At 70.0% G+C, this 16045-nt stretch carries 13 protein-coding genes, 1 other RNA gene and 2 pseudogenes; 7 read left to right on the forward strand and 9 right to left on the reverse strand.

The window, feature by feature from the left end:
* Positions 1-8: 8 nt before the first annotated feature.
* The 4 genes and pseudogenes from OIE67_RS07220 to OIE67_RS07230 form a co-directional block, all read right to left on the reverse strand.
* Positions 9-965: a helix-turn-helix transcriptional regulator gene (locus tag OIE67_RS07220; protein ID WP_326637857.1), complete on the reverse strand. Its 957-nt coding sequence runs from the start codon at positions 963-965 to the stop codon at positions 9-11.
* Between the two features lie 17 nt (positions 966-982).
* Complete coding sequence (locus OIE67_RS55365) at positions 983-1945, reverse strand: NADP-dependent oxidoreductase (RefSeq protein WP_407674888.1); 963 nt, start codon at positions 1943-1945, stop codon at positions 983-985.
* Between the two features lie 9 nt (positions 1946-1954).
* Positions 1955-3046, reverse strand: a pseudogene (locus OIE67_RS55370) (zinc-binding dehydrogenase); the annotation flags it as partial.
* A gap of 97 nt (positions 3047-3143) precedes the next feature.
* Positions 3144-4574, reverse strand: a complete 1431-nt coding sequence (locus OIE67_RS07230) for an Nramp family divalent metal transporter (RefSeq protein ID WP_326637861.1) — start codon at positions 4572-4574, stop codon at positions 3144-3146.
* Between the two features lie 334 nt (positions 4575-4908).
* Here OIE67_RS07230 and OIE67_RS07235 point away from each other — a divergent pair, with 334 nt between their 5' ends.
* Positions 4909-5304 carry an SSI family serine proteinase inhibitor gene (locus tag OIE67_RS07235; protein WP_326637862.1) on the forward strand — a complete coding sequence of 132 codons (396 nt, stop codon included), beginning with the start codon at positions 4909-4911 and terminating at the stop codon, positions 5302-5304.
* A 60-nt stretch (positions 5305-5364) separates the two neighbouring features.
* Here the strand turns inward: OIE67_RS07235 and OIE67_RS07240 are convergent, their stop codons facing one another.
* From OIE67_RS07240 to OIE67_RS07250, 3 genes are all read right to left on the reverse strand, one after another.
* A complete protein-coding gene (locus tag OIE67_RS07240) occupies positions 5365-6444 on the reverse strand; it encodes a M20/M25/M40 family metallo-hydrolase (RefSeq protein WP_326637864.1) in 1080 nt (359 codons plus the stop codon).
* Entirely contained in the window at positions 6441-7469 is a 1029-nt protein-coding gene (locus tag OIE67_RS07245) for a dipeptidase (RefSeq protein ID WP_326637866.1), read from the reverse strand. The genes OIE67_RS07240 and OIE67_RS07245 overlap by 4 nt, the downstream gene beginning before the upstream one ends.
* A 155-nt stretch (positions 7470-7624) precedes the next feature.
* Complete coding sequence (locus OIE67_RS07250; protein ID WP_326637868.1) at positions 7625-9079, reverse strand: flavin-containing monooxygenase; 1455 nt, start codon at positions 9077-9079, stop codon at positions 7625-7627.
* Between the two features lie 106 nt (positions 9080-9185).
* Between OIE67_RS07250 and OIE67_RS07255 the strand changes: the two genes are divergently transcribed.
* From OIE67_RS07255 to rnpB, 4 genes are all read left to right on the forward strand, one after another.
* Positions 9186-9986 carry a Nif3-like dinuclear metal center hexameric protein gene (locus tag OIE67_RS07255; RefSeq protein WP_106234020.1) on the forward strand — a complete coding sequence of 267 codons (801 nt, stop codon included), beginning with the start codon at positions 9186-9188 and terminating at the stop codon, positions 9984-9986.
* A 2-nt stretch (positions 9987-9988) separates the two neighbouring features.
* Complete coding sequence (locus OIE67_RS07260; protein WP_106234022.1) at positions 9989-10729, forward strand: zinc ribbon domain-containing protein; 741 nt, start codon at positions 9989-9991, stop codon at positions 10727-10729.
* Entirely contained in the window at positions 10726-12015 is a 1290-nt protein-coding gene (locus OIE67_RS07265) for a bifunctional RNase H/acid phosphatase (protein ID WP_326637872.1), read from the forward strand. Before OIE67_RS07260 ends, OIE67_RS07265 begins: the two co-directional genes overlap by 4 nt.
* Before the next feature lie 141 nt (positions 12016-12156).
* Positions 12157-12548, forward strand: an RNA gene (gene rnpB, locus OIE67_RS07270) — RNase P RNA component class A.
* Positions 12549-12633: 85 nt separating this feature from the next.
* Here rnpB and OIE67_RS07275 read toward each other — a convergent pair.
* Positions 12634-13443, reverse strand: coding sequence for a hypothetical protein (locus OIE67_RS07275; RefSeq protein WP_326637874.1), 810 nt, complete (start codon positions 13441-13443; stop codon positions 12634-12636).
* A gap of 507 nt (positions 13444-13950) precedes the next feature.
* Positions 13951-14304 (reverse strand): MerR family transcriptional regulator, encoded by a 354-nt coding sequence (locus OIE67_RS07280; RefSeq protein ID WP_326637876.1) that lies wholly within the window; start codon positions 14302-14304, stop codon positions 13951-13953.
* An 87-nt stretch (positions 14305-14391) separates the two neighbouring features.
* Here OIE67_RS07280 and OIE67_RS07285 point away from each other — a divergent pair, with 87 nt between their 5' ends.
* Complete coding sequence (locus OIE67_RS07285) at positions 14392-14826, forward strand: hypothetical protein (protein WP_326637877.1); 435 nt, start codon at positions 14392-14394, stop codon at positions 14824-14826.
* Positions 14827-15523: 697 nt separating this feature from the next.
* Positions 15524-15982: pseudogene (locus tag OIE67_RS07290) on the forward strand (ester cyclase); the annotation flags it as partial.
* Positions 15983-16045 lie beyond the last annotated feature (63 nt).

Consider the following 16045-nt stretch of genomic DNA (forward strand, 5'->3'; position numbering starts at 1 on the left):
CCACCCCCTTACCGGCCGCTGACCGCGCGCCGGTAGCGTTCGGAGAGGCGCAGGACGTGCTCGGCCAGCTCCGGCGGGTCGAGCACCTCGAAGTCGACGCCGAGGAAGCCGATCCACACCGCCATCCCGTTCACGTCGTCGCCGCCCAGCCGGAGCAGGCAGGTCGACTCGTCCACCGGCTCCACGTCCTGGTTCGGCGACACCGCCCTGATCCGCTCCGCCGGCGCGTGCAGCAGCACCGTGGCGTGATGACGCCACATCGCCGTGCTGACGCCCTTCTCCACGTACGCGGCCACGTCGCCGCCCTGCGGCAGCTCGCGCGGCGTGAAGCGGGGGCCGGGCGGCGTCCGCGGGCTCAGCCTGTCCACCCGGAACGTGCGCCAGTCCCGACGGTCGAGGTCGTAGCCCACCAGGTACCAGCGCCCGCGCCGGTGCGCCAGCCGGTACGGCTCCGCGGTCCGCAGGGCGGCCGCGCCGTCGTGGCCCGTGTAGTCGAAACGAAGCACCTCGTGGTCGCGGGCCGCGTTCGCGATCGTGGTCAGCACGTCCGGCGCGACGGAAGGGGCGGTGCCCGGGATCTGCACGGTGTAGGCGTTCAGCGCGCTGACCCGCCGCCGCAGCCGGGACGGCAGCACCTGCTCCAGCTTGGCCAGCGCCCGTAAGGAGGACTCCTCGATCCCTTCGACCCCGCCCCCGGCGGCACGCCCGAGCCCGACCGCGACCGCGACGGCCTCCTCGTCGTCGAGCAGCAGCGGAGGCAGCGCCGCCCCCGCCCCCAGCCGGTAGCCGCCCGCCACGCCGGGGGTGGCGTGCACCGGGTAGCCGAGCGCGCGCAGGCGCTCGACGTCGTTGCGGATCGTCCTGGTCGAGACGCCGAGCCGGGCGGACAGCTCGGGGCCCGGCCAGTCGCGCCGCGTCTGGAACAGGGACAGCAGCTTGAGCAGGCGGGCCGAGGTGTCGAGCATGCGCACCAGTGTGCCCGCTAACGCGGAAAGGCGTCTTCCGCGTTGATGATCAGCTTGCCCAGGAAGTGGCCGTCCTCGCTGCGACGATGGGCCTCGGCGGCCCGCTCCAGCGGGAACACCTCGGCGACCGGCACCCGTACCACCACCTTGGGATCTTCCGCGCTGTCTCGGTCGCCGCCGGCCGCCGTGAGCGGGTCGCGCAGGGCCCGTACGTCGTCCTCGGCGCTCGCGCCCCGGCCCGAGGAGAAGCGCACGCCGAACTCGCCCGCGTCGGCCATGTCCGCGATCGTGATCACCTTGGCGGGATCGCCGGTCAGCTCGACCGACAGCTTCAGCACGCCCCTGCCCGAGGCGTCCAGCACCCGGTCCACGCGGCCGGGCAGGCGCTCCTCCAGGCCGTCCCCGTACGTGACGGGGTGGACGCCGAGGCCGCGCAGGACTTCGTGGTGGCGCTCACTGGCGGTGCCGATCACGCGGGCGCCGAGCGCGCGGGCCAGTTGCGCGGCGGCCAGGCCGACGCCGCCCGCCACCGCGTGGATCAGCAGCGTCAGCCCCGGGCCGGCGCCCAGCTCGCGCAGGGTCCTGACGGCCGTCCCGACGGCGACGGGCAGCGCCGCCGCCTCCGCGTACGAAAGCTCCGCCGGCTTGCCCACCAGCCGGTCCGCCTCGGCGATCGCGTGCGTGGCCAGCGCCCCCGAGGCCACCTGGCCGAAGACCGCGTCGCCCAGCCGCCATCCGGTCACCCCAGGGCCGAGCGCGTCGACCGTGCCGGCCAGCTCGATCCCCGTCCCCTGGGGGCCGTCGATCGTGGCGCCGGGGAAACCGGCCCGGATCTTCCTGTCGATGGGGTTCACACCCGCCGCCCTGACCGCCACCCGCACCTGGCCCGGCCCCGGCCGGGGCATCGGGACCTCCTCCAGCTCCAGCACCTCGGGCCCGCCGTGCTCGCGGTAGCGGACGGCCTGGGCGGTGACGAGCAGGACGGCCTTGCCGACCAGCTCGCGGGCCTCCAGCGCCGCGTGCGCCTCTCGCGCCCGTTCCAGGGGTACGGCCAGGCCCACGACGGTCGCCAGCCGGCCCGCCGCGATCTCCCGCATGGTCTCCTCCGCGAGCCTGCTGAACTCGGCGGGTGCGAACTGGACCTGCTCCATGCCGGTCACCCGCACCCCGCGCCGGTCCGCCTCCGCCGGATCGATCGCGGCGGTGGCCCCGCTCGGCACCCCGTACGCGAAGAACCGCCCGCCCCGCCCCAGCAGCCGGAACGCGCTCCCGCCGACCTCACCGCCGACCCCGTCGAACACGACCTCGAACCGCCCGCCACCGCCCGGCGCAGCCGGGCCGTCCGCGTCGGTGCGGTCGTCCGGCCGGGACAAGCCGGTCAAGCCGCCCGCGCCGGTGCGGTCGTCTGGCCGGGACAAGTCGGTCGAGTCGCCCGGGTCGTGCGGACGGGACAGGCCGGTCGAGTCGCCCGGTTCGGTCAGGGCGTCCGGGTCTTCGAGCCGCGGATAGTCGACGACCGTCGCCGCGCCCGCCTCCAGGGCCGCCCGCTGTTTGGCCGGGCCGTGCGCCGCCGCCGTGACCCGGGCCCCGGCCGCGGTCGCCAGCCCGACGAGCGCCAGCCCCAGCGCCCCGCCGGCTCCGGTGACCAGCACCCGTGTCCCCGGCTCCAGGCCGGCCGCCCGTATCAGACTCAACGCCGCGGGACCCACCTGGACCAGCGCCGCCGCCCGCCAGAGGGGAACCTCGTCCGGCACCGTCACGACCGTCTCCGCGTCCGCCGCGACCCGCTCGGCGTACCCGCCGCCGGGAACCAGCGCGGCGACCCGCCGCCCGATCCAGCCGGCGTCCACCCCGTCGCCCACCGACAGGACCCGCCCGGCCACTCCGCTGCCCGGCACGTACGGCGGCTCGCCCGGGAACCACTCGCGCCCCCACCCGGAACGCAACTGCGCGTCGATGGACATGACGTCCGCCACCGACACGCCGATCACCAGCTGTCCCGCCTGGGCTACGGGATCCGGTGCCCGCCCCGCCACGAGCACCTCGGGGCCACCGTACTTCGTCACCTCGACCACGTTCATGCGGCCGAGTCTGCAACCTCAGGTGCGCTTGAGGTCAACCGGCGGGGAAGCGGGCGGCCCGTACCGGCCGCCCGCTCCCCGCCGTGCGCTCAGGCGATCAGCCGAACAACCGCTGCGCCTGCTGGAACACCACGATCACGGTCAGCGTGCCGAAGAACGCCACCGACCAGACCAGCGCGCCCAGCCGGTACGACCGCACCTTGATGGCCTCGGGCAGCGCCCGCCGGTTGAGGATGATCAGCAGGATGGAGTAGACGAACATCATCACGGCCGCGAAGCACGCCGAGAACACCAGCAGGATCAGCGGCTGGTCCAGGCCCGCCAGCAGGATCCCGGTGCCGATCACCGCCATCGCCCAGACCACGATGAAGTAGACCCGGTTCACCGAGACGGCCTTGTCGCGCAGGTAGACCGTCTTGATCGTGTCGGAGGCCAGCCGCGAGGTGTAGTCGACGATGCCCATCGCCGAGGCGAACAGGGCCAGCGCTCCGATCAGCCAGAACAGCACCCCGAACCAGGGCCCGACGACGTCCTGCAGCACCTGGCCCTCGACCTCGAGGAAGGCGATGCTGTTCTCCAGCCCCTCACGGCCGAAGACCGTGGAGTAGGCCAGCATCGACATGAGCGCGATGGTCACGAACGACACCATGGCGAACGTCCACGCCTGCTCCACGTTCGCGAAGCGCCACCACTGCTTCCAGCGCTCCAGGTTCTCCTTCGTCGGGGCGAACTGGAAGCCGGTCGAGGCGGCCGCCTCCTCGTGGCCGGTGACCGGGCTGACCAGGCGTGGCACGTACTGGCCCATGCCGAAGCCCTTGTCGCGGATCCAGTTGCTCTGGCACAGGTTCTGGCCGCCGCCCGCTCCGGCGTACGCGATGGCGCCCATGAGCACCGCGAAGTCCAGCGGCGGCACGGGGAACTGGGCGCCGACGGACAGGCCCTTGCCCAGCTCCACCCAGCTCTCGGCGTTGATCGCGAAGACGACCGCGACCACGGCGAGGATGGCCACCAGGGCGATCTTCACGAAGATCACCTTTTCCAGCGCGGTGTAGATCACCGGCGCCAGTGTCAGGCCGAGCGCGATCACGATCAGCATGCCGATCGCGATCCACCGCACCGAGCCCTCGCCCGACCCGGTCAGGTACGTCACCATGGTCGCCGACGTGGTCACCCACCCCGGCCAGAGATTCGAGGCCAGGGCCATCAGGACGAAGACCAGACCCCAGTGTTTCCACATCCGGCTGAAACCGGTCAGCGCGGTTTCGCCGGTGGCCAGGGTGTAACGCTCGATCTCCATGTTGAGAAACCACTGGGTGATGATGCCGATCGCGGCTCCCCAGATGAAGACCAGGCCGACTTGTGAGGCGATGTACGGCCAGAGGATGAATTCTCCCGAGGCCAGGCCCACACCGGCGCCGACCAGGCCGGGGCCGATGATGCGCCAGGTTGATCGGGGTGGTTCGGGAAGGTCGCGGACGGCGACGGCGGGCAGGACTCGCGCAGGAACGGTGGGGGTGAACTCCGCCATGCGGATCTCCTTGTTCGGACTTACCTGGACGTCACATTACAGAGACCCAAATGGTGAGTGGAATAGCCAGTTAATCATCGCCGCATATTCCCCCTGATCCGTGAAGCCCACGCCGTGGCCGCCCGCTTCCCTGGCTCCGCCCAGCGTCCGGCTCATGGGCCCGGGCTCGCCTGCCACCACGGCAGGCCTGCCTATGACCAGCGAAGACACCATTCTGTGTCCGATCGAACACGATCAGATGCCCTTGTGATCGCTGGTGGCGCTGCGATTACACACGGTAGTCATGACGGGTGCGCCGTCCCGCTCCGGGACACCGCTGACCAGGGAGGTTCTCATGACGCTCGTGCTGACCGCGGCCCGCAGGCTGGCCGCGCTCGGACTCTGCGTGGCCGCCACGTTCGCCGTGCCGTTCACGGCGCTTCCCGCCCAGGCCGCCGCGGGAGCCGAGCTCTTCATCACGGTCACCCCGCGCGCGGGCGGCGCCTACGCCACCCGCCTGACGTGCGACCCGGACGGCGGGGTCCACCCACATCCGCGGGCCGCCTGCGACGCATTGCACGGGGTGGACGGGCACGTCCACGATCTGAACGTCGACCCGGGGCCCTGCCCGCTGATCTTCGACCCGGTGGAGGTCGAGGTGAAGGGCCACTGGTACGGCCGGCCGACGTCGTTCCACGAGACGTTCAGCAACCGCTGCGACATGGACCGCAGGCTCGGCCCGCTCGTCTGACCGAGGCGTCAGAGGGCCGGCTCGGCCGGCCCCCTGACACCAGCCGGCCGAGCCGATCAGCTAGCGGACGGCCTCGATCAGCGCCCGCAGCAGGGCGGTGCGGCCGGGCATCTCGGCCACGATGACGTGCTCGTGGTCGGCGTGCGCCCCGCCGCCCACCCCGCCCAGCCCGTCGAGTGTCGGGCAGCCGACGCCGGCGGTGAAGTTGCCGTCGGAGGCGCCGCCCACCGAGGCCGAGGTCAGCGGCTCCAGCCCCAGCCCGGCCGCCAGCTCCCGCGCCCTCGCGAAGAGGCCGGCCGACATCGAGGTCTCCAGCGGCCGCCGGTTGGGGCCGCCGAGGATCTCCAGCCGGGTGCCCGGCAGCACCGGCCGCAGGGCGTGCATCGCCGCGTCCACCCTGGTCTGCTCGGCCACCTCCGCCGCCCGCACGTCCACGCCCACCGTGGCCGCAGCGGGAACCGTGTTGAGCGTGGTGCCGCCCGACAGGGCCGTCGGGGTGACGGTGGTCGCGCCCGCCCCCAGGGCCGCGATGGCCAGGATCTGGTGGGCCAGCTCGATTCCGGCGTTCGCCCCCTTCTCCGGTTCGAGGCCGGAGTGGGCCGCCTTGCCGTGCACGTTGACGTGGTAGAGCGAGGTGCCCTTGCGGGCCGTCTTCAGCGCGCCGCCGTCGGCGCTGGCCTCCATCACGAAGGCGGCGGCCAGCCCGCGCGCGGTCTCCTGGATCAGCGGGGCCGAGCTGATCGAGCCGACCTCCTCGTCGCCGGTGACCAGCAGCGTGACGCCGTCGAGCGAGTCGAGCCCGGCCAGGGCGTGGAAGGTCTGCACCAGCCCCGCCTTCATGTCGAACACCCCCGGCCCCCTGGCCACGCCGTCCACCACGGACCAGGGGTGGGTGGCGAGGCTGCCGATCGGCCAGACGGTGTCGTGGTGGCCGAGCAGCAGGACCCTGGGCGTGCCGAACGACCAGCGCAGATGCGTGACGCCGTCGATCATCAGCACTTCCGGGGCCGTGCCCAGGTAGCGGGTCCCCATCGCGGCGACGACCTTCGCGCTGCGGGCCACGGCCTCCAGGTCGCTGGAGAACGATTCGCAGCGGACCAGCTCTTCGAGGTCCTCGATCATGCTCGCGGTGTCGTTCACGCCAGCCGCTCCCCGAGGAAGCGGTGCACGTTCCCGCCGATGATCGCCATGACGTCCTTCTCCGGCAGGCCGCGCGCCAGCAGTCCCTCGGTCACCATGGGCAGCCCGGCCGGGCCCTCCAGCCCTGGGACGGCCCGCTTCGGGTCCACGCCTCTGGCGTAGACGTCCTCGCAGCACGGCGGCGTCAGGTCGTCCATCACCTCGCGGATGAAGTCGGGGCCGAGCCCCACGTGGTCGACGCCCGCGACGGACACGATGTGCTCGATGTGGTCGAGCAGGCGGTCGAGCGTCATGTCGCGCGCGTCCTCCGCCAGGAAGGGGGCGAAGAAGTTGACGCAGATCACGCCCCCGGTGGCGGCGACGGCGCGGAGCTGGTCGTCGGTGAGGTTGCGGTGGTGGTCGCGCAGGGCGCGGGCGGAGGAGTGGGTGGCCATGACCGGCTTGGTGGCCAGCTCCAGCACGTGCTCGACGCCGGAGGCGCCCAGGTGGGAGACGTCGAAGACGATGCCGAGCCGTTCCATCTCGGCCAGCGCGGCGACGCCGTCCGTGGTCAGGCCGCTGCCGGTCGCGTCCTCGCCGCTGCCGTCGGCCAGCGGCGTGCGGCCGAAGTGGGCGATCGAGGCCACCCGTACGCCCAGCCGGTGCACGGTCGAGATCAGCTCGACGCTCGCGTCGAGGCCCGGCATGCTCTCCATGGCCAGCACCAGGGCGATCCTGCCGTCGGCGAGCGCCTCGTCGATGTCGGCGGCGTCGAGGCAGAGCCGTACGTGTTCGGCGTTCCCCTCGGCCAGCACGTGAGCACACTCGATCATGCGCAACGTCTGCCGCAGCGCGCCCTCAGGCCGGTACTGGTCGTCGATGAAGACGGGCAGCACCTGGAGGTTCACGCCGCCGTCACGCAACTGGGGCAGCCATCTCTCACGGAAGAACGAGGCCCACTGACGTGGCGGCCTGGCCGAGACGGCCATGAGGAGATCGTTGTGGGTGTCGGCCACGATCGCGCGCTCGTGCAGGGAGTTCGTCATGGGACGGACGGTATCGCGGGCCTCGTTCCAGCTCCACAAAGCACTCCGGTTTTTCACCCCAGGCGGATACATGTGCCACCAGGGAGAATCGCTGGACCTGGCGAGGGCGGGCCTCCTCAGGTGGCCCCTTCAGGTGGCCCTGTCAGGTGGCCCCTTCAGGTGGCGCCGGCGCTGCGGTACGCCGGTCGTGGCGGCCGGGCCGTGAGCCGGCGGTAGAGCGTCGTCGGCCCCGGCCAGTTGTTCGTGACGCGCCCGTCGGCCGTCTTGTACCAGCTCCGACAGCCCTCACCCCACACCATCCGCGCCATGGCCGCGGCGAGCTGGCGCCGCCAGGCCGCCATCGCCTCGGGCCGCACCTCGATGGGCCCCTGCCCGGCCAGGTACGGCAGGCACGCCATGACATGGTTCACCTGGCATTCGATCATGAAGATGATGGAGTTGTGCCCGAGGTTGGTGTTGGGCCCGTACAACATGAACAGGTTGGGGAAGGCCGGCAGCGAGATGCCCAGGTAGGCCTCGGCGCCGTCCTTCCACCGCTGCTCCAGGGAGAGCCCGTCGCGGCCGATCACCTCCATCGGCGCGAGGAACTCGGTGCTCCGGAAACCGGTGCCGTAGACGATGGTGTCGACCTCGTACGAGCCTTCGGTGGTCTCGACGCCCTTGGGCGTGATCCGGACGATCTTGTCGGTGACCAGTGACACATCGGGTCTGGTGAGGGCCGGGTAGAAGGAGCTGTCGATGACGACTCTCTTGCAGCCGGGCGGATAGTCGGGCGTGAGCCTGGCCCGCAGCTCGGGGTCGGGCACCTGGTCGCGCAGGTGGCGCAGCGCCCGCTGCTTGAGCATGCCCTCGCTCCAGCCCTGGGCGAGCGCGGGGTAGAGGGTGCCCTCCGCGTACCGGTAGATCCATTCGCGGTAGGCGCGCTGCAGCCCAGGCACGTAGTGGAAGGCGAGCCTGACCAGCGGCCCGAACGTGGCGTCCGGCTTGGGGATGACCCAGTTGGGCGTGCGCTGGAAGACGCTGAGGTGCCCCGCCCGTTCGGCGACACGCGGGATGAACTGGGCCGCCGACGATCCGTTCCCGATCACCGCGACGCGCCTGCCGGTGAGGTCGTGCTCGTGGTTCCAGCGGGAGGAGTGGAACGAGACGCCCTTGAAATCCGACATGCCGGGAATGTCTGGCAACCGAGGCCGATTGAGCTGCCCCACCCCCATGACCACCACGTCGAACCGCTCCGTACGCTCCGCGCCGTCCGCCGAAACCGTGGTCACCTGCCAGGCCGAGCCGTCGAACACCGCGCGCCTGACCTCCGTACGGAACCGGATTTTTCCCCTGACGTGGTACTTGTCCGCGCAGTGGGCGAGATAGCCGAGAATCTCGGGCTGCTCGGGGTACCGCCGTGTCCAGCTTGAGTACTTCTCGAATGAGTACGAGTACAGATGCGAGGGAATGTCGCACCCGGCCCCGGGATAGCTGTTGTCCCGCCAGGTGCCGCCGAGATCACCGGCCTTCTCGAAGACCGTGTACGACCGGATGCCGGCGCGTTCGAGCCGGATCGCCATGCACAGCCCACCGAACCCCGCACCGACGATCGCCACGCTTGGTGCCATGCCGTCCCTCCCGCCTCGAAGTCAGGATCCACTTACGTTACGCCGAACCCCGTTCCGAAGACACCCCGCGAACCCGGCGGACCGGTAGTCTGCGCAGGTGGCTGCTGTGACGTTGACGAACGTGATCGAGGTGCTGGAGGCGGCCTACCCGCCCGCCAGGGCGGAGTCGTGGGACGCGGTGGGGCTGGTCAGCGGAGATCCGGCCCAGGAGGTGCGCCGGGTGCTGCTCGCGGTCGACCCGGTCGCCGCCGTGGCCGAGGAGGCGCTCGACTGGGGGGCCGACCTGATCGTCACCCATCACCCGCTCTACCTGCGCGGCACCACGACCGTCGCGGCCACCACGCCGAAGGGCCGGCTGATCCGCACCCTGATCAAGAACGACATAGCCCTCTACACCGCCCACACCAACGCCGACGTCGCCAATCCGGGGGTCTCCGACGCCCTGGCCAGGGCTGTCGGGCTGGTGGGCGACCTGGTGCCGCTCAAACCGTTCGCGGACGACCCGTGGCGCGGGCTGGGCCGCATCGGGGAGGTGGCGGCGGGCATGACGCTGGAGGAGTTCGCCGAGCAGGCGGCCAAGGGCCTGCCGCGGACGTCCGCGGGCATCCGCGTGGCGGGCGACCCGTCCCGCCCGGTCGCGCGGGTGGCGGTCAGCGGCGGCGCGGGCGACTCGCTGCTCGCCACGGCCGCCGCCGCGGGCGTCGACGTCTTCCTGACCGCCGATCTGCGGCACCATCCGGCCAGCGAGTTCGTGGAGTCCGGCGGCCCCGCGCTGATCGACGCCGCCCACTGGGCGACGGAGTGGCCGTGGCTCGACAGCGCGGCGTCCATCCTGCACGCCAGTGGCGTTACCGTTGAGACGCGTGTCTCCGCCACGGTCACCGATGCTTGGACAAGAGGATATTGATCATGAAAGCAGCCCCCGAGGCCCAGAAGCGACTGCTCGACCTGGCAGAGCTCGACTCCGTGATTGACCGGCTGGCCCACCGCCGCCGCACCCTTCCCGAGCTGGCCGTGATCGACGAGCGGTCCAAGCTGCACGCCAGGCTCGCTACCCAGGTGATCGAGGCCGAGACCGAGTCGGGCGACCTGGCGCGTGAGCAGAGCAAGGCCGAGAGTGACGTCGAAGCCGTGCGCACCAGGGCCGACCGTGACCAGAAGCGCCTCGACTCCGGCGCCGTGACCTCGCCCCGCGACCTGGCGAGCCTCCAGTCCGAGATCGTCTCGCTGCACAAGCGCCAGGGCGATCTGGAAGAGGTCGTGCTGGAGATCATGGAGCGCCGGGAGGCCGCCGACACCAAGGTGACCGACCTGGTGACGAAGCGCGACGAGGTCCGCGCCGAGCTCTCGGCGGCCGAGGACCGCCGTGACGCCGCGTTCGGTGAGATCGAGAAGGAGTCGGCCGAGGTCCAGGGCCGCCGCACGGGCGTCGCCGGTGAGATCCCCGCCGACCTGCTCAAGCTCTACGAGAAGCTCAGGGAGCAGTACGGCGTCGGCGCCGCCATGCTGCACGGCGGCCGGTGCCAGGGCTGCAAGGTGGCCCTGTCCATCGCCGAGATGAACCGCATCAAGGCCGCTCCCCACGACGAGGTGCTCCGGTGTGAGGAGTGCCGCCGCATCCTCGTCCGTACGGCAGAGTCAGGCCTGTGACCTCCTACGTCATCGAGGCCGACGGCGGCTCGCGGGGCAACCCGGGGCCGGCCGGCTACGGCGCGGTCGTCAAGGACGCCGCCGACGGCCAGGTGCTGGCGGAGGCGGCCGAGGCGATCGGCGTCACCACCAACAACGTCGCCGAATACCGCGGCCTGATCGCGGGCCTGCAGGCGGTGCTCGACCTGGGCGGCGACGGCTCGGCCGTGGCCGTGCGGATGGACTCGAAGCTGGTCGTCGAGCAGATGGCCGGCCGCTGGAAGATCAAGAACGAGGGCCTGCGCCCGCTGGCGGCGCAGGCCGGCTCGCTGGTCAGGCGGCTGCGCGTGACCGAGTGGACGTGGATTCCGCGCGAACGCAACAAGCACGCCGACCGCCTGGCCAACGAGGCCATGGACGCCGCCGCCAAGGGCCTCACCTGGACGGCGGGCGGCACGGCCACCGAAGCCGGGCCCGCGACCGGCACGCGCGGGGATGACGGAACCCCCGAGGCCGGCCGCCGAACGGCCACCAAGGCAACGAAGAAGCCGGCGGCCACGGGGCAGACCGACCTCCTCGACGCGGGCGACATCTCCGAACTGTCCGGCCCCACCGCCTCCCTCGCCACCGCCCAGCAGACAGCCAGACCCGCGGGCACGGCCACCGGCACCGGCTGGGCCCCGCCTACCCGCGTCGCCACCTCCCTGCTCCTCCTCCGCCACGGCGAGACCGAACTGTCCGTCGAACGCCGGTTCTCGGGCCGGGGCGACGCCGAGCTCACGGCCGCCGGCCTGGCCCAGGCGTCGGCGGCGGCGGAGCGGCTGTCGCGGGAGCCGTACCGGCTGGACGTGATCGTCACCTCCCCGCTCACCCGCGCCCGCCAGACCGCGCAGGCGGTCGCCGCCCGCACCGGCCTCGACGTGGAGATGTGCGAAGACCTCAGAGAGGCCGATTTCGGCGCCTGGGAGGGCCACACGTTCACGGAGGTGCAGCGCCGCTGGCCCGCCGAGCTCGCGGCCTGGCTCGCCGACCCCGAGGTCGCCCCACCGGGCGGCGAGAGCTTCGCCACCACCGCCCGCCGCGTCGAGGCGGCCAGGGAACGGCTGGCGGAACGGCACGAGGGCAAGACGGTGCTGGCGGTCTCGCACGTGACGCCCATCAAGCTGCTCCTCAGGCAGGCCCTGATGGCGCCGCTGGAGTCGCTCTACCGCATGCACCTCGACCTGGCCTGCCTGTCGCTGATCGAGTACTACGCGGACGGCCCGTCCGTGGTGAAGTCGTTCAACGACACCTCCCACCTGCGCTGACCGGGGCCGTGCCGGGACTGTGTCACCCGGCACGGCCGCCGACTTCGCCACCACCCCCCTCAGGCGATGACCACCTCATTCCAGCCGTCCGATCTTGCGCTTGAGTGGGAAACGACGTGAAGTTTGATAGCCTTCCGCAGACGAGTCGGCCGGGCGACCGCGTCGGGCCTCATCAGGCCCGCCGAGGAAGGTCCGGGCTCCACAGGGCAGGGTGGTCGGTAACGCCGACCCGGGGTGACCCGCGGGAAAGTGCCACAGAAAGCAGACCGCCTTCCGGCCTGGCCGGGAGGTGAGGGTGAAAGGGTGGTGTAAGAGACCACCAGCGCCCACGGCGACGTGGGCGGCTAGGTAAACCCCACCCGGAGCAAGGTCAAGAAGGGACGCTCTCCGGAGCGTTCCGCGCGCGACGTTCGAGGGCTGCCCGCCCGAGCCGCGCGGGTAGACCGCTTGAGACCGCCGGCAACGGCGGCCCTAGATGGATGGTCGCCCCTTCATCAGAAGGACAGAACCCGGCCTACAGGCCGACTCGTCACCCCATCACTTTCCGGTTGCCTTGATGCACGAATCCATTGACACACTCCCGCGAGATCCTCGACGATCTGCTTTCGTTCGTGCCCATTACATCAGCTTGCCGGAAATCAGGATGAAATCGGCGGGGCAAGTGGCCGGGTCGGTTCTGCGGAGGTGGATCCGGAGGCCCTGACCGGGGGACATATCGTCCGTCTTGATCTGGAGGGGTGAGTCGGCGGAGTTGAGTTCGCCTCGGAGAGCAGGAACGATTCCGGTGATTTCGTAGCTGGACTTCGTTTCTGGGCATCCGGCCACCTGAAGGCGGATGATGGTGTTTCCACCGCAGTAGGCCAAACAATTGACCCGGTATGTCGTGTCCGTTTGGGAGCGGCTGGGGAGTCGTAGGGTGTAATGGTCGGTGCAATAGGCGAAGCCTAGAATTGGCTGACATTCGCGACTTCTGGCCGGTTTGTCGCCCTTCAGGTATTCGATGTCCATATACCCGGTGGCCGCCCTAGGGATCGTGGCTATGCCCATGATCACGGCGAGAAAGACCACGAGGGCGCCCAGGGCCTGGAGGAGGCGGAGCACGGGACGGATGAAGCGCATGAATCCGGGCAGCGACCTGATCGCCATCGTCGCGCCCGTCACCGCCGAGATGCCGCCGATCGCTTGCAGGATTTTGCTGGAGTCCTCGTAGGAAACACCGAACCAGGTCGGCAGGCAGGTGGCGCTGGCCAGAAGGCTGCCCATGAGAGTGAGGGCGCCGGCAGATAACACATGCCCTCCCTTTCCGGCATTTTCCGCAGCGTCGCGTTTGAACGCGGAGAAGGCGAGGAATGCCGCCGACAGGACGAGCATGAGGATGCTGGTCACGCAGACGACATGGTCGGCGACCACGGCAAGCTGGAAATCCATGCCACCATCCCGTTCACCCAGAGAAACTAGCGAGGAGACACCGAGCCCGGACGCGACGAAGAAAAATGTACTGGGTGAGGGGCGGCTTCGCGAGGGGAGGCGGCCGTCAGTCGCTCGGCCAGCACGAGCGGCTTTCCTGCACGACCCCGGCCGCCGGCGGGCCAGACACTGCCTATCGGCGAGTCGTGGCCTCGGCACGTGGATCATGAAGTCGAGCGGTATGCCATCCCTGTCCGTGACCTCGACTGGATTGACGTGCTGCCTCGCACCGGTTACCGGACTGCCTGCGACTACTCCTTACGCGAACTGCGGCCTCGCCGATCAGCACGGATGACGAGCAGCACCAACGAGCCGGACCAGCTCGCTTGCCGTCGTCCGCGCGGTCGCACTGCCGGGCAAGTCGCTATGAAGATCAGCCTTCGTGCCACATGTGAAAGAAAAGATCATGCTGCTCTGACCAGCGAGAAGAGGCCATCAACCCGAGATGGCGATGGGCGCTGCGCACCTTCAGCTCGCCCGCAACGGGCACCCGGTGCCGACACGTGCGGTGAGTTCGGCTCGCAGGGCACCGAGTTCGGCCATGCGCTCATCGATGACCTGGATCTTCTCTTGGAACAGCGCGGACAGGGCCTCCGCGCTGTCCGGTGCGTCGCGCAGCTCCTCGCCATGCCGTGCGATCTCCGCCAGCGAGAAACCGAGCTTCTGCGCCGTGCGTACGTAATGCAGCCAGACCACTGTCTCGGGAGGGAAATCGCGATAGCCGTTGGCCAGCCGATGGCCTGCGACGAGGCCGACCTTTTCGTAGAACCGAATGGTGTCCTTGGTCATGCCCGCCTGGGCGGCCAGTTCTCCGATGCGCATGATCCTCCGTCGGCTCCGGACTTGACCTTGGAGCCTACTCCACCCTTTAGCGTGGCACTCCCGCTGAGCAACCGCAGGAGGTCCACCGTGATCCGCCGTTTCACCCCTTCCCGTCCCTCCTATCTGCACGTCGTGCGTGCGAGCGCCTGGTACGACCTCGTCGTCACGGCCGGATTCGTGACGCCGTGGACCTACGCCCTCGTCCACGGCGCCCTCTCGTCATTGGGCGCCACCCTCGGACTGGGCGTCCTGCCGTCCCTCGATCCCCTGCAGATTCTGTACGCGAATCTGATGGGTTCGGTGGTCGTCGTCTGGGCCGTTCTGCGCATCGTCAGACCACTGCCGGTGCACGGACTGTTCGACGGCGCCGCACGCACGCTTTTCGCGATCTGGCAGGCCTATGCGTTGAGCCAGGGCGTCACGCGGGTGTTGTGGCTGTTCCTCGTGGTCGAGGTGACGTTCGGAGTGCTTCAGCTCGCACCTTGGCGGCCGAGCCGTGCGGCGAAGTCTGTAGCCGCATGACCTTCGTCGAAGCGTCTGCTCCTTGACGCCCTGGAGACATGTACCGGCAGGCCGCGCTCTGACATATCGAGCCCATGAGCCCGGCGGACCGCAGGCCCTGGTGGAACGGCCTCCCCGTCACACAGAAATCATCGCGCTCACCGCTCCGCCGATCATCGTGATTTTCGGCCTGACGAGACTGGTCATCGTCCGGCCTTCCGGCTTCGAATTCGCGACACTCCTGGCCCTCGTACTCTTGGGCGTCGTGCTTTGCGCGAGTACGATGCGTGATTTCTACGCACGAGGACCCGGCAAACCCACGGGAATCCTCGCTTCGAGATCACGATGCGCGGTTACCGCCGGCACGACGTGGACAGCTACATAGCGTCGCTGGAGCGGCCGCATGATGACGCTTCTCCCACAAGCAGGAAAGCTCATTTCGTGACAGCGTGGCGCGGCTGCAACCCGCGCCAGGTGAACGAATACCTCGCTGAAACAAGAGATGACCGCCTGATCGGTGAAGGCGGAGACACGATCTCCTGAGCTCCGATATTTGGTCAGTGGCCGCGCGATTGCGAGGGTTGTGCATGCCGGACGTGACGAAATCCATCGCCCAGCGTCATGCCGAAGTCGTCCGCCGCTACTTGCGGATCTTCGAGGACCGTCGGACAACTGACCTAGAGGGCCTAATGGCCGAGGATGTGCTCATCCATGGCGCGGGCCAGCACGTGCGAGGGCGGCACCATGTCGAAGCGTCGATCTTGACGCCCGGATTGTCGAACTGCGCGTGCGCATCGACGACCTCTTCGCGGCCGGGGACCGGGTCACTGCGGCCTTCACGCTGACCTATGCGCACGACCGCACGGGCAGAGATCTGACCATGACAGGGATCAAGTCGTACCGACTGCATGATGGCAAGATCGTCGAGTTCTGGGGCGAGACCGATGTGTACGGGTTGCTCCGTCAGGCGGGGCTCGTCCCCGACCCGAATGCCGTCCCCCGGCGACCCGAGCACGCGCGATCTCCGCCGACGCCCGCGGGCGGAGGGCTGAGACCGGGGAGGAAGGAGGTCAGCCGGCGTTTCGGAGGAGCAACGTCGGTCAGCGCCCATTTCGGCGGCTTTTGTTCGCGTCGGCTGTCACACAGCGGCCGCGGGCGGTTGCCCGCCGTTACCTGAACCGCCGCCGCCTGAACCATGGAAGGGATAACCTGCGAGCCGCTGGTCACCTCAGCGCGGCCC

Source organism: Nonomuraea fuscirosea (genome assembly GCF_035917475.1).
GTDB classification, from domain to species: Bacteria; Actinomycetota; Actinomycetes; order Streptosporangiales; family Streptosporangiaceae; genus Nonomuraea; species Nonomuraea fuscirosea.

What these genes read in the sequence shown, in the direction of transcription:
- OIE67_RS07220 (WP_326637857.1), bottom strand. Translation starts at nt 965, where the DNA reads ATGCTCGACACCTCGGCCCGCCTGCTCAAGCTGCTGTCCCTGTTCCAG.
- OIE67_RS07230 (WP_326637861.1), bottom strand. Translation starts at nt 4,574, where the DNA reads ATGGCGGAGTTCACCCCCACCGTTCCTGCGCGAGTCCTGCCCGCCGTC.
- OIE67_RS07235 (WP_326637862.1), top strand. Translation starts at nt 4,909, where the DNA reads ATGACGCTCGTGCTGACCGCGGCCCGCAGGCTGGCCGCGCTCGGACTC.
- OIE67_RS07245 (WP_326637866.1), bottom strand. Translation starts at nt 7,469, where the DNA reads ATGACGAACTCCCTGCACGAGCGCGCGATCGTGGCCGACACCCACAAC.
- OIE67_RS07250 (WP_326637868.1), bottom strand. Translation starts at nt 9,079, where the DNA reads ATGGCACCAAGCGTGGCGATCGTCGGTGCGGGGTTCGGTGGGCTGTGC.
- OIE67_RS07260 (WP_106234022.1), top strand. Translation starts at nt 9,989, where the DNA reads ATGAAAGCAGCCCCCGAGGCCCAGAAGCGACTGCTCGACCTGGCAGAG.
- OIE67_RS07275 (WP_326637874.1), bottom strand. Translation starts at nt 13,443, where the DNA reads ATGGATTTCCAGCTTGCCGTGGTCGCCGACCATGTCGTCTGCGTGACC.
- OIE67_RS07280 (WP_326637876.1), bottom strand. Translation starts at nt 14,304, where the DNA reads ATGCGCATCGGAGAACTGGCCGCCCAGGCGGGCATGACCAAGGACACC.